At 43.1% G+C, this 26,934-nt stretch carries 17 protein-coding genes and 1 tRNA gene; 11 read left to right on the top strand and 7 right to left on the bottom strand.

Translation table 11 applies throughout. The features are described from left to right. The first annotated feature begins 4 nt into the window (after positions 1 to 4). From R9C00_16485 to R9C00_16465, 5 genes are all read left to right on the top strand, one after another. Entirely contained in the window at positions 5 to 1,063 is a 1,059-nt protein-coding gene (locus R9C00_16485; protein WPO33300.1) for a sensor histidine kinase, read from the top strand. A gap of 1 nt (position 1,064) precedes the next feature. After that, entirely contained in the window at positions 1,065 to 1,781 is a 717-nt protein-coding gene (locus R9C00_16480; protein ID WPO33299.1) for a LytTR family transcriptional regulator DNA-binding domain-containing protein, read from the top strand. Between the two features lie 788 nt (positions 1,782 to 2,569). After that, the gene (locus tag R9C00_16475; protein ID WPO33298.1) at positions 2,570 to 5,770 is read left to right on the top strand and encodes a SusC/RagA family TonB-linked outer membrane protein; all 3,201 of its coding nucleotides are present in this window, start codon (positions 2,570 to 2,572) and stop codon (positions 5,768 to 5,770) included. Between the two features lie 45 nt (positions 5,771 to 5,815). Continuing rightward, positions 5,816 to 7,540 (top strand): SusD/RagB family nutrient-binding outer membrane lipoprotein, encoded by a 1,725-nt coding sequence (locus tag R9C00_16470; GenBank protein ID WPO33297.1) that lies wholly within the window; start codon positions 5,816 to 5,818, stop codon positions 7,538 to 7,540. A gap of 21 nt (positions 7,541 to 7,561) precedes the next feature. Beyond that, positions 7,562 to 8,479 (top strand): hypothetical protein, encoded by a 918-nt coding sequence (locus R9C00_16465; protein ID WPO33296.1) that lies wholly within the window; start codon positions 7,562 to 7,564, stop codon positions 8,477 to 8,479. Positions 8,480 to 8,620: 141 nt separating this feature from the next. Here the strand turns inward: R9C00_16465 and R9C00_16460 are convergent, their stop codons facing one another. Together R9C00_16460 and R9C00_16455 are read right to left on the bottom strand one after the other, a co-directional pair. Further along, positions 8,621 to 8,845: a hypothetical protein gene (locus R9C00_16460; protein WPO33295.1), complete on the bottom strand. Its 225-nt coding sequence runs from the start codon at positions 8,843 to 8,845 to the stop codon at positions 8,621 to 8,623. Positions 8,846 to 8,907: 62 nt separating this feature from the next. Then, the gene (locus tag R9C00_16455; GenBank protein WPO33294.1) at positions 8,908 to 9,372 is read right to left on the bottom strand and encodes a magnesium-dependent phosphatase-1; all 465 of its coding nucleotides are present in this window, start codon (positions 9,370 to 9,372) and stop codon (positions 8,908 to 8,910) included. 154 nt (positions 9,373 to 9,526) lie between these two features. Between R9C00_16455 and R9C00_16450 the strand changes: the two genes are divergently transcribed. The 6 genes from R9C00_16450 (at position 9,527) to R9C00_16425 (ending at position 15,505) form a co-directional block, all read left to right on the top strand. Then, positions 9,527 to 9,871 carry a hypothetical protein gene (locus R9C00_16450; GenBank protein WPO33293.1) on the top strand — a complete coding sequence of 115 codons (345 nt, stop codon included), beginning with the start codon at positions 9,527 to 9,529 and terminating at the stop codon, positions 9,869 to 9,871. Positions 9,872 to 10,049: 178 nt separating this feature from the next. Continuing rightward, positions 10,050 to 10,928, top strand: a complete 879-nt coding sequence (locus tag R9C00_16445; protein ID WPO33292.1) for a YicC/YloC family endoribonuclease — start codon at positions 10,050 to 10,052, stop codon at positions 10,926 to 10,928. Between the two features lie 127 nt (positions 10,929 to 11,055). Next, complete coding sequence (locus R9C00_16440; protein ID WPO33291.1) at positions 11,056 to 11,817, top strand: hypothetical protein; 762 nt, start codon at positions 11,056 to 11,058, stop codon at positions 11,815 to 11,817. Between the two features lie 153 nt (positions 11,818 to 11,970). Continuing rightward, positions 11,971 to 13,284, top strand: coding sequence for a protoporphyrinogen oxidase (gene hemG, locus R9C00_16435; GenBank protein ID WPO33290.1), 1,314 nt, complete (start codon positions 11,971 to 11,973; stop codon positions 13,282 to 13,284). 307 nt (positions 13,285 to 13,591) lie between these two features. Beyond that, positions 13,592 to 15,199 carry a glycoside hydrolase family 43 protein gene (locus tag R9C00_16430; protein ID WPO33289.1) on the top strand — a complete coding sequence of 536 codons (1,608 nt, stop codon included), beginning with the start codon at positions 13,592 to 13,594 and terminating at the stop codon, positions 15,197 to 15,199. 232 nt (positions 15,200 to 15,431) lie between these two features. Beyond that, positions 15,432 to 15,505: transfer RNA gene (locus R9C00_16425), tRNA-Ile, on the top strand. Positions 15,506 to 16,079: 574 nt separating this feature from the next. On the opposite strand, the gene R9C00_16420 is transcribed toward R9C00_16425, so the two are convergent. The 5 genes from R9C00_16420 to R9C00_16400 are packed head-to-tail and all read right to left on the bottom strand — an operon-like array spanning position 16,080 to position 26,908. Beyond that, the gene (locus R9C00_16420; GenBank protein ID WPO33288.1) at positions 16,080 to 16,280 is read right to left on the bottom strand and encodes a hypothetical protein; all 201 of its coding nucleotides are present in this window, start codon (positions 16,278 to 16,280) and stop codon (positions 16,080 to 16,082) included. A gap of 47 nt (positions 16,281 to 16,327) precedes the next feature. Then, positions 16,328 to 16,834, bottom strand: coding sequence for a hypothetical protein (locus R9C00_16415; GenBank protein WPO33287.1), 507 nt, complete (start codon positions 16,832 to 16,834; stop codon positions 16,328 to 16,330). Continuing rightward, positions 16,813 to 21,063 (bottom strand): DUF6443 domain-containing protein, encoded by a 4,251-nt coding sequence (locus R9C00_16410; GenBank protein ID WPO33286.1) that lies wholly within the window; start codon positions 21,061 to 21,063, stop codon positions 16,813 to 16,815. Before R9C00_16410 ends, R9C00_16415 begins: the two co-directional genes overlap by 22 nt. Before the next feature lie 32 nt (positions 21,064 to 21,095). Next, the gene (locus R9C00_16405; protein ID WPO33285.1) at positions 21,096 to 24,758 is read right to left on the bottom strand and encodes a hypothetical protein; all 3,663 of its coding nucleotides are present in this window, start codon (positions 24,756 to 24,758) and stop codon (positions 21,096 to 21,098) included. 41 nt (positions 24,759 to 24,799) lie between these two features. Continuing rightward, complete coding sequence (locus R9C00_16400) at positions 24,800 to 26,908, bottom strand: hypothetical protein (GenBank protein ID WPO33284.1); 2,109 nt, start codon at positions 26,906 to 26,908, stop codon at positions 24,800 to 24,802. Between the last annotated feature and the right edge of the window lie 26 nt (positions 26,909 to 26,934).

Here is a 26,934-nt window from a genome sequence, read left to right as displayed (position 1 = left end):
TAACATGACACTTATACAAAAAACATCGAACGTTATTTCATGCTATAAACTCGATCACGTAGCCTTTTGGGTACTTTATGAAGGGTTTTGGTCGGCAATGTATGCTGAAAAGCTAAGCATCATTGGGTTGCTTGTTTCGTTGGCGTATCTTTTTGCACATGCAACTGGCAGCTATTTTAATGTGTATTACCTCGTACCCAAATTCCTTAAAAAAGGGAAATACTTTATTTATATAATAACGCTTGTGCTCACCATTGCTTGTTCATCGATACTCATCATTCTGGGGTATTTTCTCATATTTTTGCCCGAGCCAGGCGTGTTTGGGAAGTATTTGGAAAATGAAATATTCTTTCAGACCACATTTGCCAGCTCGTTTAGCACCATTGTTTTGGTAATGATCATCAAACTGGCAAAAGAGTGGATAAATGCCAACCGACAAAATCAGCGCTTGGAAAAGGAAAAGCTAGAAACGGAACTTCAGTTTTTGAAAGCGCAGCTCAACCCACATTTCCTGTTCAACACCATCAATTCCATTTTTTTCCTCATCCACAAAGACCAAAACGAGGCATCAGAAGCTTTGGCGAAGTTTTCCGAATTGTTGCGCTACCAATTGTACGAAAGCAATGAAGAGTTTATTCCCTTGCGCAAAGAGTTGGAATACCTTACGAGTTATACAGAACTTGAAAAGCTGAGAAAAGGAGAGGATGTAGTCTTTGAAAGTACGGTTGAGCTGGAAGAGGATAGTTCAGTACAAATTGCCCCCCATATCCTACTTGCATTTTTGGAAAATGCTTTCAAACATTTGGGTGAAGGAAAAGAGGGGAAGAAGTATATTTCTTTACATTTGAAAGCAGAAAATGGAAGTTTGTTTTTTAAGTTGGAAAACACCTGTTCGACAGAAGAAGTAGTGGGGGAGGGCGTAAAAAAGAAGTCTGGAGGGATAGGTTTGCAAAATGTGAAAAGAAGGCTGGCCTTGCTCTATGGAGACAAACATACCTTGGTAATATGCCGCCAAAACAATCTTTTTTCTGTCAATTTGGAGTTAAACATAGCAAGTAGCTAATATGATCAAATGCATTATAATAGATGATGAGCCGTTGGCTAGGGAGGGCATAGCAAATTACATCAAAGAGATTGAGTTTTTGGATTTGGTGGGCAAGTACGAGCATCCTTTGGAAGCATCCAAAGAAATGGCTGGGAACATGCCTGACTTAATCTTTTTGGATATCCAAATGCCTAAATTGACAGGGGTCGATTTTTTGAAGACATTACAAAATCCACCAATGGTCATCATTATCAGTGCTTACCAAAGCTATGCGCTAGAGAGTTTCCAGCTCGATGTGTTAGACTATCTGCTAAAGCCCGTCACCTTCCAGCGCTTTTTCAAAGCGGCAAATAAAGCCAATGATTATTATAGGGTTACTTCTCAAAGTAGCCAACCCGAAAACTCAGAAGACGATTGTTTTTTTGTGAAATGTGAGTACAAATATGAAAAGATAAAACTCTCGGAGATCTTGTTTGTAGAAGGGATGCAAAATTACGTAAATATTGTCACACGGTCGGGCAAGCATACCACTTTGTTCACGCTCAAAAGCATAGAAGAAAAGCTTGCCTCATCTAAGTTTATCCGAGTACACAAATCCTATTTGGTAGCCATCACTGCAGTGGACTCACTTGAAGGTAACGAGCTGGAAGTTGGCAAGCATCGCATCCCTGTTAGTCGACTTTATCGCGAAGAAGTACTGGAACGAGTGATCAACAAAAAACTTTGGAAGAAGTAGGAGTGAAGGGGAGTTGGGTATGTAAGAGGTATTGATAGACATTATCACGGTTTGGTTTGTATAGGTTTTTCCATTTCAAGAAACATTAGAAATTGAGTTGAAAATAATGTTTTTGGTTTCATTCTGATTCCATAAAATCATCACTGTCGCAAATCGTGATATAATCTCTAACCTTTTAAATTAGCTCTCAATTTTCAAAGCTTCACGTTATTTATATTTTTTTTCAAAAAAACAATACGATAAATCATAAATAGAGTTTGTCGCTGAAAATAAGCATTTTATATATTCAATAATAACTGCATAATTGTGTTTTGTTAAGTATTTGTATGGTTATTTTGTGCTTTTAAAGGTAGTATTTTTTTTTAAGTGAATAATTTTATTTATGTTTGAGTAATTAAAATTAGCGAAAGAGTAATATATACTCTGCCTTCTCAGTGTCATTTACTTATCATCACCTCAACACCTTAATCTTCATTTACTTTTTCAAAGCTTATTAAAGAAGCTTAGTAAGTGTTTTATTATGCCTTTTTTATAGACTCACAATCTACCCAACCCAACTTAAATTTTGATATCAAACAAATTGTACCAATAGCAACCTGTTGTACTTACAAATAGGCATGTGTCGCCATGTGCTTAACTGTCAAATGAAAAGCAAAAAATAGCGAATAATAACAGTCTATAACCACAAATAGGCTAGGGATTCCTATGTCAAAAAACTATCGAATTAGTGTCAAATAACAATTAGCTAAAACTATTTAATCAATTATTTAACTTACAACAATCAAGTCATGAAGCATTTATTACTAATCTTCATGTTCTTTTTCTGTGCTCTGTTTTCAACAATGGCGCAGCAAAGAACAATTACCGGAACTGTGCTTTCCGGTGAAGACGATTCCCCACTACCTGGGGTGAACGTCATAGTAAAAGGCACAACCACAGGCACCATCACCGATATTGATGGTAAATTCACAGTTGAGGCTCCAGAAAATGCAGTCATTCTGATGTTTTCCTACATCGGTTTCTTATCACAAGAAGTAGAGATTGAGGGCATGTCAAAAGTAGATGTGAAATTAATGCCAGATGCCACAGAACTTACAGAGGTGGTGGTAACAGCGCTTGGACTCACTCAAGAGAAAGCTTCTTTAGGTTATGGTGTATCCTCTATTGGTACAAAATCCCTCGAAGCTAGAACCCAAAAGGATGTAGCAAAGCTCTTGAGAGGTAAGGCAACAGGTGTCGACATCGCTCAAACTTCTGGGCTTGCTGGCTCTGGTACCAACATCATTATCAGGGGCTACTCTTCAATCACTGGCTCTAACCAGCCTCTTTTCGTAGTGGATGGCGTTCCATTCAACTCTGATGCAAACAGCACTGGTGGCTTTGCAAGTGGTGGGGGTGCAGCTTCTTCTCGTTTCTTGGATTTAGATCCTCAAACCATTGAAGACATTAGTATTCTAAAAGGTTTGTCAGCAACTGTCCTTTATGGTGAGGCTGGTAGAAATGGAGTAATATTGGTAACGACTAAAAACGGTTCTTCTGGAATGTCAAACAAAGGGTTTGAAGTATCCTTTACCCAGCAAGTTTCTGCTACCGAAGTAGCAAATATTCCTGATTATCAGGATATTTATGGTAATGGTTTCTCCGGCGATTTTGGTTGGTATTTCTCTACTTGGGGACCTTCTTTTGATACAAGAGGTTCAAACGGTATAGATGATGATGGAACTATTGCTCACCCTTACGATCAAACGCAATACAACGATGATTTTCCTGAATATATTGGAGAACGTTATGAATATAAGCCATATGAGTCTGTAGAGCAGTTTTTTGAAAAACCAGGTCTCACAACAAATACTTCAGTTTCAATATCGAGGAACGTAGGTAATGGCTCGTCCGTTAGTGCTACTTATTCATATTTGGACGATCAAGGTTTCCTTCCTAAACTCGATGAAATGAGGGGTGGCGGTGCATCTAACTTCCAGAAAAAGCACAACTTTGGACTAGGTGCACAAACAAAGCTAGACAACGGAATTACATTGAAAAGTAATTTCAATTATGTAGATTCTGAAATAAGAAGACCTCTAACAAACCCTGCATTTGGCGGTGCTGGTGATGGGCTTTTTGCTGCGGTACTTTTTACACCAAGGTCAATCGATATGATGAACCTGCCTTATCAGTCGCCAATTGATGGGTCAAACGTTTATTATAGAAGGGGTTCTACTATTGAACACCCAATGTGGAACTTAAATAATAAATCAGACGAAGAATATGTACAGCGCTTTTTTGCTAATGCTCAAATAGGGTATGAATTTAATGATTGGTTGCAGTTCCAGTATAGGCTTTCAATTGATAACTATACCCAAACCAATGAAAGAAAAGTAAACAAAGGTAGTGGTGGAGGAGACAACGACGGGTACTATTCTACTAGCACACTAAAGAGCAGATGGACCGATCATGTAGCCAACTTAATGTATGATAAAAGCTTTGACAATGGTATCAGTTTAAATGGCGTATTAGGGGTAAACTACCGTTCGCAAATAGCTGAAGGGCAGGGTATTTATAGTAATAACCAATTAGTTTACAACCTTTTTGCCCATGACAAATTTGTGAGCTCAAATGCTGGGACCGGTTACGAAGAGAAAAATACGCTTGGTGTATATGGAACCTTGACTGCAGGTTACAATGGTTTTGTTTATTTGACTCTACAAGGTAGAAACGACGTTACATCAACACTTGAAGTCGAAAATAGATCAATTTTGTACCCATCTGCCAGTGTTTCTTTCCTTCCTTTCGAAGCCATACCTGCTTTAGCCAATAATGGGGTAGTAGATTATGCCAAATTTAGGTTAAGTTATGGAACATCAGCTGGTTATCCAGATCCGTATAAAACCAGATCCGTACTCAATGCTGCTACCAATGTATTTGTGGGACCTGACGGTACTCAGCTAAATACGAACTCTGTTAGCGATGAATTAGGTAACCCTGATTTATCTCCAGAACTACACTCAGAATTAGAATTTGGTTTGGAAGCACAGCTTTTTGCAGGTAGAATTGGAGTAGATCTGTCATTGTACGACAAAACCTCAAAAGATCTAATTATCAACTTGCCTCTCGACCCTGCTACTGGTTATTCTTTAACTACGGTCAATGGGGCAGAAGTAAGTAACAAAGGTATTGAATTGGGTCTGAACTTTACGCCAGTTAAAACATCTAGTGGGTTTGAATGGAACATGAATTTGAACTATACTAAGAATATAAGCAAAGTTGAAAGTATTATTTCTGGTGTTGATCAAGTGATTATTTCAGGTTACACAACCTTAGCTAACGTAGCAAGACCAGGAGAGCCTTATGGCGCTATGTTGGGGACGGACTTTAACAGGCATGAGGAAACTGGGGAGCTACTTGTAAATGGACAAGGTTCTTATACTGAAAACTCAGAAAGTGTGATTATAGGCGATCCAAACCCTGATTTCCAAGCCAACATGACCAATACATTTACATACAAAGGGTTCTCCTTTGGCTTCCAGTGGAACTACATTCATGGTGGAGATATTTATTCTTCGACTGTCGGTTCGCTTATGGCACGTGGTAATACTACCGATACTGGTTTTGATAGATTTCAGCCAATTATACTTCCAGGGGTAAAAGGCGATGGTTCACCAAATGATATCCAAACTTACGGTGGTGACGTGTTCTTTGATGCGTATTTTGGTGCCGATAAAGGTTCTGTATTTGATGCTACTGTCATCAGGTTGCGTGAGGTTTCTTTAGCGTATGCTTTGCCTAAAAGTCTTCTGACTAAAACACCATTTGGAAGGGCTTCATTTACTATCTCTGGAGAGAACCTTTTCTACTCTGCGCCTAACTTTCCTAAGGGCATCAACTTCGACCCCGAAGTGCTTAGCTTGGGTGTAGGTAACGGTCGTGGGTTTGACTTCAGAACAGCACCTACCGCAAAGCGTTATGGAGCTACTTTGAGCCTAACTTTCTAATTGGCTTATCTGGCTGATAAATAATCAATTTAAAAAGAAATTCTAATGAAGAAAATAGTTAAGATATTTCTATTAGCATCCATCATCTGCTTTACAGCTTGCGATGCTTTAGATGAAAACTTGAATAATCCGGTAGAGGTATCTCCGGGAAATGTGGACATAAACGATTTGTACAACAGTGTACAAATTAGCATGGCAGGTTTTGTAGGTAGTACTTGGTATTATCCAGCATCTATATCCAGGATGATTGCAAATACAAGTTCTTACCAGTATGAAAATGCTTCAAGTCCTGCGAATTTTAATGGTATCTGGCAATCAGCGTATAGTGGATTGTGGCCTGATATAAATACCTTGGTAGAGATTTCAAAAGAAAGAGAACTGCCAGTTTATGCAGGGACAGCTAATATTCTTAAAGCTTACACTATGTTGGTTTTGGTGGACTTGTTTGGGGATGTTCCTTATACAGAGGCTACTCAAGGAATAAGTGTGATATCTCCTTCTTCGGAATCTGGAAGTGAAGTGTATGCTGCTGCTATTGCCTTGCTAGATGAATCTATTGCTACTCTAAGCAATGCGGGGAACTCTCCATCTCCTGCGTATGACAATTTTTACGATGGCGATGTAGACAAGTGGATTGCGTTTGCAAATACGCTAAAACTCAGAGCTGCTGTTACCACTAGGTTGGTAAACCCAGAGGCTTCTAAATCGACTATCAATAGCTTGATAGGTGCCGAGCTTATTGATACTGAAAGCGAGGATTTCCAACTTTCTTATGGTACTACCAGAGAAAACCCTAACTCACGCCACCCTAATTATAACAATAGCTATGAGACTTCAGATGGTGCTTATATGTCCAACTATTATATGTGGCTATTAAGAGCAGATAAGCTAGATGGCGATGGAAATCCGGTAGTAGATCCTAGAATCAGGTATTATTTCTATAGGCAAGTGGAAAAAGCAGATGAGCAGGACGTAACGGTGTATGGCTGTCATTTTTCTTCTTATCCTGATCCTGACCAAAAACCATCTCACTACGATGATGTTGACCCTAGGTTGCCTTATTGTGTGGCATTCCTTGGTGATGGTTATTTAGGTAGAGATCACCTTAACAGTGAAGGTATTCCACCAGATGGCCCAATCAGGACTATCTATGGTCTGTATCCTTTTGGCGGATTGTTTGATGAAAACTCTTATGAAGATCAGCAACAAAGTGGTACTACTGGTGCTAAAGGGCAAGGGATTTGGCCTGTCATGCTTGCTTCTTATGCAGATTTCTTAAGAGCGGAAGCAGCGCTTACCCTTGGAACAAATGACGATCCAAGAGCAATGTTGCAAAGCGGAATAGAAAAATCAATTGCTAAGGTTCAGGGTTTTGCGTCAAGAGATGGAAGTACGTTTAGTAAGCAAATTGACCAAAGAGGTGAATTGATAAGTGTGCAAGATGCTTTTGTACCTACAGAAGAAGATGTGGCAGAATATGTTAGCTATGTATTGGAAAAATATGATGCCGCACCCACAACTGATGCAAAATTAGATGTGATCATGAAGGAATACTATATCGCCTTGTGGGGAAATGGTGTAGAATCGTACAACATGTACCGCAGAACTGGCAAGCCTGCAAATATGGCTCCTCCATTGGAAACTTCTCCTGGAGAATTTATGAGATCTTTCCTATATCCTGCCGTGAATGTGGATAGGAATGGAAACGCAACTCAAAAATCTATTACTGTTCCAGTATTTTGGGATAATGAAAGCATCGATCTTTATTAATGAAACTAAGTTGATAGTAAAATGAAATTAAGTAAAAAGTTAATATTTATATTAGTTCTTTTGAGCCTACTAGGTTGTGCTGATGAGAACCTGAAGCCTATCCTGACATTTGAAGATTCGGGAAAAGGAGCTTACATAAAACTTATGAGTGAGTCTGATAAGTTGATAAATGTTTTTGATGAAACTACCATCAATGCATCTAAATACACCTACTCCGTGGAGTTCAAAGATACTGATGATGGCAAAAAAGTAACGGAATATAGACTTAGCCTGATTTACGAACCAGCAGGAGGAGGGGAGGATATTACTGTTTCTACATTTTTAAGCTGGGGACCAAGTGATTTTGTAGACTCAGAAGATGGGTTGAAAAGCTTGCAGGACGTAACGATCACAACTCCTGAAATGCTTTCGGCATTAGGTATTTCAGCTGCTGATTTAGCACCTGGTGATAATTTCAAATTCGAGGGGTTTATAACACTTGATGATGGGCAGGTTTTTGGTTATGAGAATTCTTCTGCAGCTGTAAGAGGTGCGGCATTCCAAGCCCACTTTAACTTTACCTTGCCAGCTGCTTGTCCTTCAGACCTAGAAGGTACTTTCGAATATGAGAGTACTACGTGGTGTGGTGGCAGTGCTACAGGCTCGGTTGATATAGAAGCTCTTGGCGGAGGTGTATATGTGTTTTCAGATTGGAGTTTTGGTGCTTACGGTGATTGTTATGGTGGTGGAGCAGCCAATAGCACTACGCTTACCTTCACAGATGTATGTACTGAGGTGAGTTTTACAGGCTTTGTGGATGTATATGGAGATACATGGACTTTTGTTTCAACCATAGAAGGGGATGTGTGGACGATTGATTGGGAGAATACCTACGGAGAAGCAGGAGTTGCAAAAATTATGTACCCAGGTGGAGTCGATTGGCCAATAACATTGAAATAGTTTAAGTGACTGTTTATATACTTTTTGAAAGGGCTGCTATTAGTATGGCAGTCCTTTTTTTATTCCATCACAAACCCCAAACAAACCGAGCTAAGCACTATGGTAGCAAGGGTAAGGCTTGTAAAGGCGAGGGACTTTAGATTATAGTTGTTCCGAATAAAAAGGCGTAAAACTCATTGCTATGATAATGGGTTGGGCAAGAATAGCAGGTAAAGTCAGTAGTTCTTGGAATACGCCAATGAGCACATGCTCCGATTGGAAAAAGGTATGATTTATAAAAATGCCTAACGTAAAAAGTGCAGTGGTGAGGCTTGTGAAAAATAAGATTTTTTCCAGTTGTGTGTCTTGCTGGGTGTAGGTTTTCATAGAACAGTAGGTTTTTGTTTGGTATGTTGTACGGAATACTATAATTTTTGTTTTTCGATTTATTAAACAGAAAGTGAATCGTAAACAACCTGCTTATTAATCCCATTTTCCACATGCACAGCTTTTACCCCCAAAGCTCCCACTTCGGTTATATTCCGCATTTCATCGTCAAAGAAAATCATTTGTTCATAAGCTAAGCCGCTGGCTTTTTGCAGCTGGGCAAAATGCTGGATTTTGCTACCCGGGTAAATTTCCTGAAATTCAAAATAGTTCTCAATTTCAAACAGAGCCAACAATTCTCTAGCCCAAGGCGGAGCTCCCGTTCGGGAAGCAAGTGCCATTGGTATATTTTGTTTGCTTAACTCTTCCAAAATCACCAACACTTCGGGGTACAATACGATGCGCGCTCCCGTGGCATCTTCTATATAATGGCGAATACGCTTGTAGGGCGGGTTGGTATGGTCGCACCAAGTGCCGCCTGCATCCCAAAGGGTAAAATCCAAATCGAAGACAACGAGTTTTTGCATGGGCTGAAATTTCTAGTTAGAATTGGTAACAAAAATAGAATAGCTTTTGGACTTACAAGTGATAAGTAAGGTAATTTGCAGATACCAAGTTTACTTTAGGTTTATGCTATTGTATTCGGTGCTACCTTAACCTTAAAAAGGAAAGAACATAAATATGAATGATATTGATAAGCTTGAAACGCTATTTTCTCAAAGTGATTTGCCAAAATCTATTATCAAAACTTTATTGCAAAATAGAGGGGACATAGAACCACCTTATTTAGCAAATACAGAAAAACTTTTAGAAATATATCTTAAAAGATTATCGATTTTAATAGATGATAAGAAAGCTCATTTGACCAAAATAGTTGAGGAATTTGTTAGAAATCTGAAGAATTATAAAGAGGAAAGCGTCAAAGTTTTTATCTTCAAAGGAGATAACGTAATGTATATTTTTGCTTCTACAGATATGACCCAATTATTAGGGGTGATTTACTCAGCTCAGCCCAACCAAGAATAGCAAGTGAAAGCAAAAAACCACTATCTGAGCTATTCTCGGATTCTCCTAGTTTGCGTTTGAGTAGAATTTTATACCTTTATCCGAATTATACAGGCTAATATTTAAAAAAGCGCATTGCCTACTGCTCTGGCGTTTTTTCTGACACTTAGCCTACAAACAAAAAACTAGATAATACACCATGATAAAATCGATGACAGGCTTTGGGAAAGCCGTGAGATCAACAGACGAGCTGAATGTTACTGTAGAGGTCAAATCTTTGAATTCAAAGTTTTTTGATTCTAGCATCAAGATAGGGAATATTTTTTTTGACAAGGATATAGAACTAAAAAACCTGATGGGCAAGCGCCTAGAAAGGGGGAAAATTAGCCTTTCGGTAAACTATACTACTAAGCGAGCTGACCTGAACAAGGTTTCGGTAAACCGCCCTTTGTTCAATGCGTTTTATACGGAGCTTCAAAGTGCTGCCGAAAGCGTAGGAGCAGATGGGAAAGATATTTTCCGCATGGCAATGTCCATGCCCGATGTGTATTTGAAAGAGAACGACGAGGATACGAAAAAAGAGGACTGGAAAGTGGTATTGGAAACCATTCACGAAGCCATAGATAAATGTGATGAATTCAGAATGGCTGAAGGAAATGCGCTAGAAAGGAAGTTGGTTTCGTATATTGATTCTATTGAAGAGCTATTGGTAAAAGTAGATGGACGCGACCCTGAGCGAATTGCCAAAGTAAGAGAGCGCCTGATGAAACAGGTGGAGGAATGGCTGAGCAACGAGAATTTTGATAAGAACAGGTTTGAGCAGGAGTTGATGTATTACATTGAAAAACTGGACATCAACGAAGAAAAAGTCCGTCTCAAAAACCATCTTTCGTATTTTAAGGAAACCTTGAAAGCAAAGACTTCTCTGGGTAAAAAATTGAATTTCATCAGCCAAGAAATTGGTAGAGAAATCAACACGATTGGTTCGAAAGCCAACGATGCGGAGATTCAGAAATTGGTGATAAATATGAAGGAGGAGTTGGAAAAAATAAAGGAACAAGTATTGAACGTATTGTAAGTCTTGGTTGCTAGTAACTGCAGCGGCGGACCGTTAGAAACCTGCAACTAACAACACTTCAAGAAGGGCTTGGGAAAAGTTGTAGGTACGGAAATACGTTGATGAAATTAATTTTAGACTAATTACGATGATAAAAAAAGCACTGCTATATGTTGCTATAACTGTTGCTTTTGCAAGTATAAAACTCGTTGCCCAGCCTTTGGAAAAATCCAGGTTGAGCAGCGAGTTTTCTGTTAAGCTCTTTGTCGATTTTCATTTGGATAGCGGCAGTAGGTTTTTGGGAGGTTTTTCGGTGAAAAACTCCGAATATAATGGGACATTTCTCGACGAAGCTTTGTTGGGCTACGAATATCAGTTTAAGGGGCGATGGTCGGCTGGTTTTTTGCAGCGGCTCTACCGCAATTCGAGGTTCGATACGCATGCCAGCCAACTTTTTTTGCGGCACGGTGGGCATATCGGAAGCCTATTTTTTGACAAACGGCTTAGCTATGAATATCGCTATAGCGAGCAAAATGCGGAGGGAAACCCGCTTTCGCTTTTTGTTTCTTTGGGTAAAAGTTTTCAGGTAAAAGGGCTTGTTTTTTTTACGGCTTTATCTTACGAACTTAGCCAGTTCACCGCACTCGAATCTTCTGCCGATCAGCGCAGAATCAATAAAACCCGTTTGCGATACGACCTGGTTTGGGTTTCGAATAACGGCTTTCAGGCCGGGCTTTATGCCAGAAAAGAAACCCGCTATTTTTTCGCACAAGAGCAATACGACGAGGAGGGGAACTTGATAAAATCCTATCGTAAGCTAAACCTGATTTCCCCCCAGTTTGGGGTTTCGCTTCGCTATATTTTCAATTTGGATAACAGGAAAGAAACAATTTTTAATTATATAGATTAGGTGTGGCTGTTACTGGTTACTTGTTGCTAGTTTCTGTTTAAGGGAGTCGGGCGGTTTTAACTCTTTGCTTGGGAAAAATGCCAGCATAAAAAAAATAGTTTCTTAGAAGTGAATTTATAAAGACTTAGATTTTTTTAACTAAATAAAGCGAACATGATTGCAATTATTGGCGCAGGGATTTCGGGCTTATCGGTTGCTTACCAACTTCACGAATTAGGTATTCCTTATCAAGTATTTGAAGCGGCAAGCGAACCTGGTGGATACATCAAATCATTCAAAAATGGTGACTACTTGCTAGAAGCAGGGCCTAATACCTTGTTGGCAGATGAGGAAGTGGATCAGTTGGTCGACAAATGTGGGGCAGGGGCTTCCAAGCTGATGCCCGAAGATGTGAGTAAAAAACGGTTTGTATTCAAAAAAGGGAAATATCAAAAACTGCCCGCAGGACCCGCATTTTTGTTTAGCGGATATTTTAGTTGGAAATCCAAAATGGCAGTGTTCAGAGAGCGGAAAAAACCTGCTGGAAATATAGAAAACGAATCGGTTGGGGATTTTTTTGAGAGAAGGTTTTCCAAAGAGATAGTAGATTATGCCGTGAACCCCTTTATGGCCGGTATTTATGCAGGCGATCCGTACCAGCTTTTGGTTGAGAAGACTTTTCCATCCTTGTCCCAATTCGAAAAAGAATATGGCTCGGTGATAAAAGGCTTTATGAAGGGCAGTAAAGGCAAGAAGAGCACGGGAAGGAAAAATTCCTACAGTTTTACCAGTGGTATGGCTGAAATCCCCAAGGGAATGGCAAAGGGCTTGAGTATAAAATATAATTGCCCTGTTCAGACGGTAGCCAAACGGGAGGATAAGTTTGTTTTGACTACTGTAGATGGAGAGTTTGAGGCCGATCAGTTGGTAGTTTCCAGTTCTTCAGCTGCGGCAGGGAAATTTCTAAAAAAATCATTCCCCGAGGCTTCCAAAGCCTTTGGAGATGTTTATTATTCGCCTATGTGTGTATTGCATAGCTCTTTTAAAAAAGCAGATGTTGGGTTTGACCTCAACGGGTTTGGAGGATTGCACCCCAAGGTGGAAAACCTGTTTACAGCAGGAAGCCTGTGGAGTAGTTCCTTGTTCCCCAATCGCTGTCCCGAGGATGAAACGTTGCTTACCACGTTCATAGGCGGCTCGCAGTATGTGGATAATACCAAGCTCAGCGAAGCGCAGATTATTGAGAAAGCTACCGAAGAGCTGGGCAGGCTGTATGATATAAAAGGCGAAGCGCAAATGCAGCACCTTACCCGTTGGGAAAAAGCCATTCCACAGTACGACAAAAACATTGTGGCGGCTTGGGAAGAAGCCGAAAAGCTTGAGACTGAAGGTATTTATGTTTGTGCCAATTGGAAAGATGGTGTTTCTGTGGCCGACTGTATGAAGAAGGGAGTTACATTGGCAAATGACCTGGTGAAAGCTGATTGAACTGACACGCTAACTTAGGGTCAATTCTAGGAAACCGTCGAAAGTACCATTTCGGTACGAATTGGAGGGTTTATGACACGCCAGCGTTTCTTCTTTTTGACCCTAAGTTCGATTGTAAATACATCTAACCTCTTAACTATCAATCTTAAAATTATCAAGTAGATTCAATAAAGAGTCTAATGAATTCATTCGGAATGGTCATTAATCTATCTAAATAGTTGTGGTCATTCCGAATCATATATAAGTTTAAACTATCTGATGGCTTCATTTACCAACCCTCTTAGTTAGGGTAAAACACCATATCTATATGATTTACTTAAAACACTTTTTTGTCATACTGACACTTTTTTGCCTAATTCAACCCCAAATATCCAAAGGGCAAGATGCTCCATCTACTTTTGAAAACCCCATTTTAAGTGGCTACCACCCAGATCCATCCATCTGCAGGGTAGGGGATGATTACTATATGGTTACCTCTACTTTTATTTGGTATCCCGGCATCCCCATCTACCATAGCAAGGACCTGGTGAATTGGGAGCTGATAGGCCATGGGATAAACAGGCCTGACCAGTTGAATTTTGACGGTTTGATCGATAAATTTGGTGTTTTTGCCGTCACTATTCGCCATCATGAAGGAACGTTTTACCTGATCACTACTTGCGTGGGCTGCGAAGGCAATTTTTACATGACGGCTACAGACCCAGCCGGTCCGTGGTCAGACCCAATCTGGTTGAAAGATGCCCCCGGCATCGATCCGTCTCTCATGTGGGACGATGATGGAAAGTGTTATTATACTGGCCATACATGGATTGAAGAGCAAGTTTGGCCTACCCAGTGCGGTATTTGGCTTCAGGAACTGGATTTGGAAAAGAAAAAACTGGTAGGGGAAAGAAAAATTCTTACCTACGGACATGCGAATAATGCCTCTTATACCGAAGGCCCGCACCTTTACAAAATCAATGGGAATTATATGCTGATGCTATCGGAAGGAGGGACTGGGCTGTTCCATGCTCTTTCTGTTCATCATAGCGATTCGCTTTGGGGACCTTATGTTACAGATATGATAAACCCTGTGATTACCCACAGGCATTTGGGCAACGATTATCCTATTCAGGCTATTGGCCATGGAGACCTTGTGCAGACCCAAAATGATGAGTGGTGGTGTGTGACACTCGGCAAAAGGCTGGTGGAAGGAAAGGCTACCTTTACTCGCGAAACATTCCTTTCCAAAATAGAATTTGACGGCAAGACTCCAGTGTTCAACAGGGGACAAGGGAAGGTGCTTACTGAGTTGGAAAGACCTAACTTGCCTTGGACTCCCTACAAGAAAGAACCAAAAAGAGATGAGTTTGAAGATAGCTCGCTCGCCCTGAAATGGTGCTCTATCAGAGTACCCAAAGAAAAAAATTACAACATTGAAGATGGGGAATTGAATCTTCGACTAAGACCTAAAACGCTGGACAGCTTGGTGAATTCTTCACTGCTTGTCCAGCGAATTAGGCATCACAAATTCGCTGTAACTACAAAGCTTGATTTTAAAAGTTCAAAAGACAACGAGCAGGCAGGAATGGTTATTTATCGAACAAATGAGAACCATTTTTTACTCCTAAAAGAGAAAAAAGAACTTGTGCTGATTAAAAATTTCAAAGGTGTAAAGGAAGAAGTGACCAGAGTGCCATTTACCAAATCCACTGTAGTTCTGAAGGCGGAAGGAGAGGGGCTGGAGGTTACCTTCAGCTATGGAGAGTCTGAAGGCGATATGAAGCAAATTGGCGAAGTACAAAGCCTCATTGTCATTGCCGATGGAAACGGAAGTATGTTTAATGGACCAGGCGTAGGCATGTATGCCACCAGCAATGGGGCAAAGAGTAAATCAGAGGCAACCTTCGGTTGGTTTGAATATGACGGAGAGTAATTCTATGATAGTAGTACCCTTTGTGAAGGTATGCTCCAAAAGAAGCCTATGAGCATATTGAAGATGTATTTGAAAATAGCTTCTAAGGGTCGGGTTTTATCGGTAATAAAAAAGTGGGGGAGATTGAGGAATAACACTAGGGAAACAATTTGCTAAAAAATAAATGAAAAAGGGTTTGGGAAATTGAAAAGCTTATTTACATTTGCACTCCCAAACGAAGGAATTTCCTTCAGGGCCCATAGCTCAGCTGGTTAGAGCACCTGACTCATAATCAGGGGGTCCGAGGTTCGAGCCCTCGTGGGCCCACAATTTGGAAACTTAAAACCCTGTAAGATTTATCTTACAGGGTTTTTTGTGTTTTACAGCTTACCTTCCTCATTGACAAAAGTCCTCAATGTAATAAGTGTTAGGGCAAAATCAATTTCCTGAGTGGGAAGTTTTTTCTGGTTCGAGCGTCTTGCTCGGATCTTGGTGGCATTGGCTTTTCAGCCACACTTGCCGCTCTTCTTCAGCGGACGCTGACCCAATGCGCAGTTCCAAGCGAGAGGCTTAAAACATTTTCTTAAACATCTATCGTAGAGACGCCCCCTATCAGGGTGTCTTCTACAACAAAAAGCCCCAATCCTGAGCGATGGGGTCGCTTCAAGCGACCCCATCGTTTTCTTGCGCCCGAACTAACGGCGTTAGTTGTTTTTGGCAACCCCGACGGGCAAATAGGAAACTGGGCAACGGCCAGTCCCAAAAACTAAAAACGCCCCGCCAAAAGATGAAGGGACGTTTCGATGGTTGATTTTTGTTTTCGTTTGCTACCCTTTTTTCTGGTTCGAGCATCTCGCTCGGACCTTCACGGCTTTGGCTTTGTAACAAAACTGCCACCCCCTTAAAAACAAAACACCTCGCCAAAAATGACGGGGCGTTTCGATGATTGATTTTTGTTTTTACTTGCTACCCTTGTTTGGCCCGAGCGGATGCTCGGGCCAGTTGGGAGATGTCCGTCATAAACGCCATCTGCTCCAAGCTCGTCCAACGCATCTTTGCGGTCATTAACCAAGACAGGAAATATGAAAAAATTTATACACATACCCTTGCTTAAACCATAAGAGTAGTTGGGGGTAGTTGGTCAGTTGGCTATTCATGTTTTTTACAAATAGGAAAAGCTAGTTTAATATACATTCCTTTATTGAAAACTGTATTCCAACTTTTATAATCCACTGACTGAATCCTTTCATTATAGAAATCTGCATTTACTAAACAAATCAATAGTTTCTCTACATCTTCAATTTTATGTATTTCTACTTTGCCATTTGAAATTTTGATTGAATTTAGCTTGCAATTGTAAACTTTTTCAGGATTGTCATAATCAAAGAAGGAATAAAAACTAATATTTGTAAAGAATAAATTATCGTCATTAATTATTTTTTTTAAGTTAATTTTTTTTAAACTTTTCTTAGGTTCTTTAATCGCATAGAGTTGAAAAAAACAGTCATTTTTTTTAACAAAAACTTTGTATAAAGTACTTACCTCAATTGTATCAACAACATAGGATTTTTTGATTTGTTGTGCGTATGTTACTTGGCAAGCCAATATTATAAGAATTGTTAAAATTCCCCATTTTAATTTACTTTTCCTTTCCATAAACTTATAATTTTTCTTTTTTTATTTCTTGCCCTGTCATCTATTATTTTATAACCTGATGAATGTTTAAAAGTATCTGGTGCGGCATTTCCAACAACTTTAAACCTTTGATGTAATGTGCCAATACCTGCAGAACTATTTTGTTTTCCTTTCGAAGCATATTTAATCATCTGAGCAATATCTAAAGAAATGACATCATTGCTTCTGCCGTTATCAGTTGATGAAGCTGTCATAATACCCTTGTTTTTATGAGTTAGACCTAAAGTATGTCCTATCTCATGACTTCCAGTACCTGTCATTTTTTTAGAATCTCTAATAAACACGTTAGTTCCGAATTGTGTAGTTCCATTCGTATTATCCTTGAAATGAACATCATCTGAAACTTGATATATATTGCCTTCTCCAGATTTATCCTTTTTTAATGCATTATTAAGAACCCCATCTTTTACACCGCCTTTTTTTACTTTGACTTCAGTGACACTTAATTCAAAATTTACTGTATAAATTTTTGAATCTTCGCCTTCTCCTAATGTATAAGTAAAATTACCACTCTGATTATTCCAAAAAGAGGTTGCATTATTAGCTGATTGTATATCTTCTGAAGCAGTATAGTAATTAGCTCTAATTGTTATTGTGTTGTTTTCATGGTCAAAATAAATACCATAATCCTGACCGTCATAATCAATTTGAGATATTGAGTTATTACCAGTGTAGTGGTAAGGTGAAAATGACATATACTTTTCTGCTAGATTATCTATACCATGCCATCTTCCGAGCTGACTGTCATAGTTCCTCCATCCATAATCCGCCCAATGCAGCCCAAACTCTTCCTGTTTCTCCTTGCCGTTGTACTGGAACTTGTGGTCGGGGATTCCCTGCCTTTCTATCCCTGCCATGTTCATGCCGAAGGGGTAGTAGTGGTTCTCCTGTGCTATGATAGCCTTTTTGTGGGTGATCTGCAAATCGTCGAACCATACCTTTGCCGCACTCTCGTTGGCCACATATACCTTTGCATAGCCGTCCTGTTCCACCTTTAGGTCGGGGTAGGTATCGAGGGAGTACCAACCCCCGCCGCCCATGCCGCTTACCCAGCGGACCTGGCTGTTTACCAGTTCACCGTCGTGGTTGTACAGCTCTATGGCGAGGTAGGCCGCCGGCTCGTTCGCGGTGGGGTTGTCGCCAAGGGATTTCGCCCCGAAGCCCAAGCTTATGGGGCTTCCGCCGCCTTCTGGCGCAAAGGTGTTCTGCATCAGCATCCCGGCGGGCATGGAGGACTGCGTGCCGCTTTGCCCGTTGTCGTAGCTCACGAACACGCGGGCGTCTATTGCATCGTCTTTCCCTACCTCAAACTGCTTGAAAGGGCCTACGGGCAGCTCATACCCCGTGGCGTTCATCACCAGCGCGGAGACCTGGCCGTTCTTCGCCCGTTCCATGTCCTGGGTGAGCTTGATATTCTCGAAGCCTAGTTGTTCCTCCTCGTAGTCCTGCATGGCAAGCTCTGAGGTTGCCTCGTACACCGCATCCTCGTCCCCCTCCCGCACGCTCATCCGCAGGTTGCCCAGGTGGTCCTTGTAGTGGTATTCGTACACAAAGTCGTCGAGGCCGTCGTGCTCCGTCTTCCAGAGCGCCCTTCCCTCGGTGGTGTGCACAAAGCGCAAGGTATCCTCTTCGTAATGGAAGCCGCCCAAGTAATCGGTTGTCTTCGCTAAAACACCTCCTTCGTACACTTTCTTCTGGAGTTTAATTCCAGCTGCGTCATAGCGGTAGGCTATCTTGTTGCCCGAGCCAAAGTCGATCAGCTCTGGCAGGTTGAGGTGGTTATAGTCGATATCGGCGATCCCCTTGTTCTTGTCAGAAGTCAGGTTGCCGTTGGCATCGTAACCGTATTCACCAGAGGTAGCTTTTTGGTTGTTCGTCTTTCCGTCCTTGAAGTCGGCGAGGAGGGCATCCCCCGCCAGCCCGGCGTTGTCCGTAACCGCCGTGAGCCTATTGCTGGTCTCGCCCGATTCGTATTTATAGCTAAGGTTGTCTACCAGACCATAGGTGTGCTGGGTATTGCCAAGGTCGGTCAGCCCGTACCTTTTGAGCCCCTCTATATTGCCGTTGGGGTCGTAGGAGATGTCCTCTACGTCAAAGTTCTCGTAGGCCCTGCCCGTCGCCGAGTAGTCTGCATCGGTGAGCCTGTTGAGGTCGTCGTAGTCGTAGCTGTACTGGCGCTGTACCTTGTCGAGGTTCGTCTTCCAGATCGCCCTTCCTATGTTGCCATTGTAATATGCGTTTGCCCCTGCGTTTTCATATTGGAGTTCCATGGCGAAGAGCTGGTCCTCACTTACGTTGTTCAGGTCGTTGATCTTGGTGAGCCACCCCCGGATGTTGTATCGGTAGTCTATGGCCTGTAGCGACTGTGCCCCGTCCTTGCTAAGCGCCTTTTCCTCCAGCTGCCCGAGGGCGTTGTAGGTGTTCGACGCCAGTACCTCTGCCCCTGTTTCCGTCTGCAGGTCGAACGCCTGTTTTACTTCTAGCAGCCTATCGGCATGGTCGTAATCGAACCAGTTCTTCACCACCGTTTCCTTTTTGTCGGCCTTGGGGTTGGAGTGCCTCGTATGGGTATGGGTCACTTTTCCCACAAAATCGTATTGGTTGGTCACTATGTCCGTCCCCCCGTTGTGGTTCTGCCCTTGGGACTGCACCATCCTCCCTTTTTGGTCGTAGAAGGTCACGGTCTTCAGGAAGCCGTTGTCCCCGTCGCCCAGCTGCCTCACCTTGGTGGCGGTCAGCAGCCCCTTCACGTCATAGGTCACTGCTTGCTCTGGCATGAAGCCCGCATCCCCCACGTTTGCATACGCCTCGTCGCGTGTGTCATCGTTGTCTAGGTCATAATCGTCGTAGTAGCTGGCGGTGAGCACGTAGAGGTCTGCGGCGGCAGGGAAGTCACCTGCCTGTACGGCATAGCCGTGCTGCCGGTCCTCCGTGGCTACGGACGAAGCGATCTCTGCCAAAAACGCCTGTTCGGCCGCGTCCACCTTGAAGCCCGGGAGCAGGGTGATACTATTGGTGGCACGGTAGGTATGGTGGCCTTCGTGCCGCTCGCTCACGATGTCTTCCCCTTGCAGCAAGCCCTCGTCTGATTCTACCGTTCCTACTGCGTACTTGGAAGGGTCTACCGCGTCCATCGATGTATATACGTCTATACCAGAGCTGGCCGTATAGATACCTGTCAGTACGGGGCGGCTAAACTTGTCGTACTTGGTGAAGAGCCATTCGTTCCTTGTGCGCTGCGCTGCGTCTTGGGTGAGCACCAGCCTGTCCAGTTTGTCGTACACCATGTAGGTTTCGCCGTTTGTGCCCGGCACCCGCTTGGCTACCATCCGGTTGCGGGCATCATAGGTATATTTGAAGCATAGCTTGTCCAAGATGGTGGCGAAGCTGGCGTGGCCGCTGTAGGAGCTTCCCATTTTTTCGATAGCTTTGGGGGGCAGCACGTAGCGCAGGTTGCCATAATCGTCGTAGACATAGTAGGTCTTCAGGAAGCCGTTTCCATCCTGTACCTCTTTCAGGACTACCTTGCCCTGTTTGTCGGTGTATTCCCGAGATATATGCCCCTCCTCGTCGGTCATTTCTGTGACGTACAGCTCGCCGTCTTCGTAGGTATCGCTTGTGGAGGGCGTGGCGCCGGCAGCCGTGCCTACCGTCCAGATCCTGATGCCGTCCGTCTTGAGGTTGGTCTTTTGCAGGTAGCTTACCTTTTTGTCGTTGTCGTGCCAGTTCTTGCCCGGCCCGGTCTCGTCCAGCACCCGGTTGAGCGGCGAGGCCTCGAAGCTCCGTGTGGTGAAGGCAGAAGTCCCCTCTCCTGTGAACAGGCCTCCATAAAAAGCCTGCTGTGCCGATACTGCGCCCGTTTTGAAGCTACCGTCGCTGCCTGTGCCCGAAACATAGGGCAGGTAGGAGTTTGCCTCCCTCCCGAACTGGTCGTATACGATGGGGATGACAATATCCAGGCCTTCGGGAGACCCTTTTTTTACCACGTTCTGGATAGGCCTGCCCAGCCCGTCCAGGTATTGGGTGCTGGTCTGTACCTGATCCTTCGATAGCCCGTTCGGGTCACTAGACAGGTTTACTTTCTTATAGACGTGTGTGCGTACGTAGTTCTTGTCCGTTTGGGCCTGTGCGTCCCGGGCCGCCAGCCAGCCGAGGGCCAGCAAGAATAGGCTATATATCTTTAGTCTCATGGTCTTTTGTTTTGTAGCTTGGTCTAAAAAAATTATTGGCCGTCCGTTGAGTAGTGGTATTCGTTGGACTGCAGGATATTGCCCTCGTGGTCTTCCACGTATTCCAGCCTCCCGAACTCGTCGTAGTGGTAATAGGTTGTTATTCCGTTTTGGTCTGTTTGGGAGGTCATGCCCACCAAAGGTTTGTAGGTGTATAGCGTTACCATATAGTCAGCGCTGTTAATGTAGCTCTGTAGCTGTGTTTTTAAGAATGCCAAGTCCGAATCTATGTCTGCTTTGCTATCACTGTTGCTGAATTGATAGGATTCTATTGCGTTTTTGATAGCATTTGTGATGATTATAAACGTATCTGTTTTATCTACCCACTTACCGAGGACTACTTTGGCGACGGGATAAGTACTCCCATAGCCCCAAACATATGCAACCCTGGGGGTTGTTCTATCTTGGAACTCTATTATATTGTGCCTATCGTATACGATTTTTTCGATTTGTGGCTTAAAATTGCTTGGCACGTTGTATTCATTCAACAACACTTCTGCTGGAGCAACCTCTGTTGTAGATGAGCTTTCAAGCCTGTAGACTTGGTTCAGTTTATTAATATTTGAATACTCCTGTATACTTCCACCAAGCAATTTATAGGCTGTTTTATCATCGTTTTCTATGTATTGACGCTGGTCTATCGGTATAGAAAGCATGTTTTTTGTGGCGAGCCTATCAATAAACGAAGGTGAGTTCACTGTTAGGTCAGTGGTATATCGGGTTACCGTCAAAGTTTTCTTACCATCACTTCCTATCCTGAATATTCTTGTTGGAAATCCATGGGCAGCATTATCATGATGCATTTCCTCGATAGTGGTGACAGGTTCTTGGCTTCTTTCTAAATAATCATACGTAGTTGTTTTTACTTGGTAATTCATCCACAAAGCATCATTGAAATATTCATTTGCATGGAGATCCCGGTAACTAGTTATAGTCCCGTCTTCCCCAATACATTGCCATTTTAGAGTTTCGCCAGTGCCCTCTGGCACGAGCATATGTGCCATTGAAGTATGATATGAGTTCATTGTCGGTTTTACATGTATGCCCTTCGCCTCTATTACCCGCTGCGAACTACCATATTCTATGTGTGTAGCCTTCTTAAGATTGCCTTGTGCATCATATACTTTTGTCCATATGACCCTACCTCTCTTGTCAGAAGAACCCTTAACGTTGTATGGGTTGGAGGAACCTCCCCCAGAGGTTTCGAAGTAATATTCGGTTTTTCCCAAACTATTACCTTCGGAATCAACAAGGCTTTCACTGACCTGCCCGTATCCAACGGGACTGCCATTGACTGGAGAAAGAGGGTAACGGCTAGATGCATATCTATGTGCGAAAGAGCAGCCAAATTCCTCAAGACGATCGAATCCATTAGGTCCACCGTTCGGGGCTATCATACAGGCATCTTGGTAATATTTTGAAATTTCATAAAATACATCTACTCCATATTTTACAGCAGAGCTCACCTGTATAGTCTGGTCAATATAAAGTGGCTTAGCCCAAAACTCCCTTATATCTCCACCCTCATATAGTTTCGGCACACTAATCGTTACTAACCGGGTATAGGAAAATACTCTTTTTACTGGTGCTCCTTCCACTGGATGGTCGGTGATGCTTGCGACCCTCAGTCCTCCAGTGATTTCTCCTTCGTCAGTTATTGGAAGATGGTGATATGTTCTTACTTCGACAGTAAGGGCGATGTCATCAAGAGAGTTTGCCACAACTAATTCATAAGTGCCTTCATCTATAAAGCTGGGGTCAATAATGATTTCGTCAAAATTGTTTGGACCTTCATATCTTTTAGAATAGACCAGATCGCCTTGTTTAGCGGTGATGGCGGAGGTTTGGGAAAAAGTAGGCTTATCGTTTATTTTATAAATCCCTATAAAGTCATATCCCCCGCCATTTATGGGAGGGCTTGTGCAAGCACTTCTTTTAAAGTCCAGCTCTATTTTAGATTCGTTTCCGATGACTGAAAACCGAAATACCTTGTATTTTGTCCGATCATATCCCGTATCACCGATCAAATTCGGAAGCACATCGCTACGAGGAGAAACCTCTTCACCACATACAGTAATATCTTCAGAACCTGTTAGTCTTTCCTGAAACCCTGTAACTACCTGATTCTTGTTCGATTCGTATTCATATTGTGTATATCCCCCCGTAGGATAGGTTACCGTGGTCAGCATTCCTACTTGTGAATTACTCTGATCTATGCGTCTATTTGCCCCGCTCAAAGATTTATCTCCTATTTTCATCGCAGGGACTAAAGTATTATTACTTTCTCCATTGTAGTATCCAAAGTAATCTTGGGAAAGGGATTGCCTTGAAGGGATAGATGTTGTTTTATAGGTAAACCCATAAGGCTGTTTGGAATTCCCGGAGCCATAAATATCGACCCCGTCAAGTCTGAGCCTACTTTCGTATTTTGCCAACCGAGTACTGGTATTTCCAAAATAAGAGGTGTTTAATACAGCTCTTTTTACTAAAGTCTCAGAAGCATTGATAGTCTGGTATATCCTGATTTCATCTAGTTTAAAAGTCCCTGGATTGTCTTTTCGGTCTTTGGTAGAGTCAAAAATTATTTTTATTCCCCTATTTGTAGTAATCTCTGATAGGAACTTATACTTCGTAAAGGTTTGCGTGGTATTGTAGCTCCTTAGTTGCCTCGGAGGGTTAATACACGTCGAATTGTAGTTTTCGATTCCTGCATTAGGAGTGTTTATGTGATCTTTGAAGGTCTCTTGGTATTGATGGGTAGGTATGTCTTCGATAAGCTCTGTGGATTTGTATTTGAACTCTATCACATCCGCACTAGACGGTGAGATAATCTTGGTCAAGTACCAGGCAGAATAGTATCGTGTATTTGGATTGTTGCCTGATGAATAGTCGTCGGCCTCTACCCTCATCAGCTCTTTTTCCTTAAACTCATAGACAGTCCCGTCCTCGGTGGTGATAGTCCAACCATTGCAATCTTTAGATGGACCTATCCCTGGTCTGATCTTAAATGGGCGATATGGTTGGGATTTGACGGTTCCGTGTCCGTCCATAATGAGTTTACCCGATTTTCCATTAAAATTATAGAAGTAAAGGTCAGGTTGGGCTTCGACGTTCCTATCCATGATTTGCTCTTGAAAATTAAGATATGCTTGATAGCTTTCAAATCCTCCTACTACGACTCCACCGCTTTCAGGACTACCCTTATGAAATTTCTTGATATCGCTATATGCTTTAAAATAGTTTTTGTATTCACCATCGGCTGTTGAGCTTATGCATGTAGGCTCGCCATCTCCAGACCAGTCATAGGCCCCATCGTCAGGAAGGTTGATTACTGTTCTAGTGATTACTCCTCCTGCATTTAATGTCCAGCCTAGTCCTACCCAAGAGGCGACTTCCTCCACTTTTATCCCCGAGGCATGATAGCTCAAAGAGATAGGTAGGGATATTTCTTTCCCTTTGATCTCGTAGATAGGTATTGAGATTGATGGATTGCCAGTAAAATAACTTATAGGATGGTTTCCGTACTTTCCCAAAGCCGCTGCCTCGGGAGAAGGAGGAATAACTTGTGTCTGTAAGGGCAACTCTTGCCCTCTTACCTCAACAGTCAAGAATGAACAGAAAAGTAAGAAAAATACGATAACCGATTTTTGTCTCATTGTTTTATTAGTTACTTATTTGAATGTTCTTGTGTGTTTTTCTAAATTTTCAGCCCCATCCTGATGTCCCATTTTTCCCTATGGATGGGGGTAGGTCCGTCCCATCCAAGCTTCCTCAGGGCAGTGATGTTGATGGCCGCCTTGTCGCCGATGGGGAAATTGAGCCCGCCCCCCAACAGGAGCGCCATATGCCACTGCCTGTCCACGGGTTTCCCGTTCGTGTCCAGCCCCGAGTTGAGCGCCTCCCCCTCGAAGTGAAGGTGGGGCAGCGCGTACTTGGGCAATACCCTCGTGAATGCCCTTGCCCCGTATATGGCCTCGTCCCTTCCCGAGCTGTTGTCCTTGGCATAGCGGAAGACCGGACCTGTCGCCGCGTTCCACCATTTTTTTATGTTGTAAGAGAAGGCCGGTGAGAGGTCAACTTGCATAAGTTCCCCGAGAGAGAGTCCGAGGTTTCCCTCCAGATCGTATAGGTCGAACCCATCTTTGACCGGTATTGGAGCTCTCGTCCCCGGTATCGGTTTGTCCTCGAAGGGCAGTTTTTTGCCCAGCCCCATCCGGAATACCCAAGGGTTTCCATGTGTCTTTGTCGGCCCGCTGTAGGTCAAGTCCCTGAGCACCGTCAGGCTGATGTTCCCCACAAGGGGCAGCTTGGCGGAATATCCCGCACCGAACAAAACAGATGAGAGGAGCTTCCTTTTTTCGAGGGAGTCGAGCGCCCCGATGCCCTCGTATTCCAATTGTACATAAGGTGCTTTTTTCTTGGGCTGGAAGCGTGCGTATACCCTGCCTCCGTAGTCCAGTTTAGAGAAGTCCCACTCTTTTTCGAACATATCTTGGCTCATTTGTACGCTTGGCCCTATGCCCAAGGTGAACATACTGTCAAGCTTGATATTGAAGATCGGGGAGATATCTACCCTTGCCGGGTCGCCGGGGATAATGCTGAAATTTCCCTCCAGCCCCAGTTTTTTGAGGATCGGGGCGACCATCATCATCCCCGGGGTGAAAGGCTTTTCCTTCATCCCATCGATCCAGCCCTCTTGTCCTCCCGGGTTTCCAAGACTTGCTTCGATGCCCATCCTAAATACCCATGGGCTTTCGCCTGGTGCCGTACCCATATCCCTGAGGACGGAGGCGTTTAGCGAGGTGAGTGCCCCGATAGAGAACTTATATCCCCCGCCTAGCAGCCAAGTATGGCCAAAGTCCTTGTTTTCGAGGCTATCGGTGTTTGACATGCCCTCCAACTCTGCTTGTGCATAGGGCAGCCAGCTTACTGGCGATATCCTGCCGAATATCCTGTAGCCATAGTTTATTTCTTCTTTTAGGCTCTCATCGTCCTTTTCCTTGCTTGCCATGTGCGAAAGGGTCGCCCCGATGCCAAAACTAGAGAACTTGTTGGGCTCATAGCCGACCATGGGCGAGAGCCTCATCGAACTGTTCTCTTTGTCTGGGCTGAGGGAGAAATCCCCCCCGAAAATGATCCTTTCCTTGAATGATCTCGTATCCTTTGCGGTGTCCCTTTTCTGGAAATTGGGCTTTAGGGAAGGCAAAAAGGAAGAGAACGGTTTTCCCCCACCTTGCTTTCTTCCTAGCCCCCCTGCAAGGGAGACACCGAAGTTCCAATCCCCCAAGGTTAACTTATCTGTTTCTTTATCAGAAAAGAAATCCCTTGAGAGTAATAGCCTGAACTGCTTTCCTTTTTGCATCTCCATGGAATAGCCGATGCCCAGGGTGCCAGAATGTATCCAGTCTTTTTTCCCTAGGCTGTCGGGCTGTAGAGATGCCTTGTACCCGACTTGCAGCCATGGCAGGTTTTTGTGGAACAAGAGGTCGCCATAGAGCCTGCCGCCAATGTCCCAAGTGGAGGGTGCCTCATTGCCTCCCTGCTTGTAGCCGGCCAAGATGCCGGCGCCAAGCCTGACCGCCTTGGCAGGGGCATATTCGAGCGAGGGCGACAGGGCAAGGGAGGACGGTGTCGAGCTAGAGAACCCGAACCCGCCACCCCAGCCCCATTTTGAGGTAAGGGTATCAGCAGGTTGTTTTTTTTCTAGCTCTGCTTGTTCGTCCTGTGCTTGTGCCAGTATAGGGCCGAGGCCGCTAAGAAATGCCAATAAGATCGAAATCAGGTATTTGTTACTTTTCGTTATCAAAGCTGGTTCTTGTGGGGCGGCTTTCC

This window comes from Flammeovirgaceae bacterium SG7u.111 (assembly GCA_034044135.1).
GTDB lineage: Bacteria > Bacteroidota > Bacteroidia > Cytophagales > Flammeovirgaceae.
Note: the sequence above shows the minus strand (reverse complement) of the source record. Positions and strands in the feature narration are given on the sequence as shown.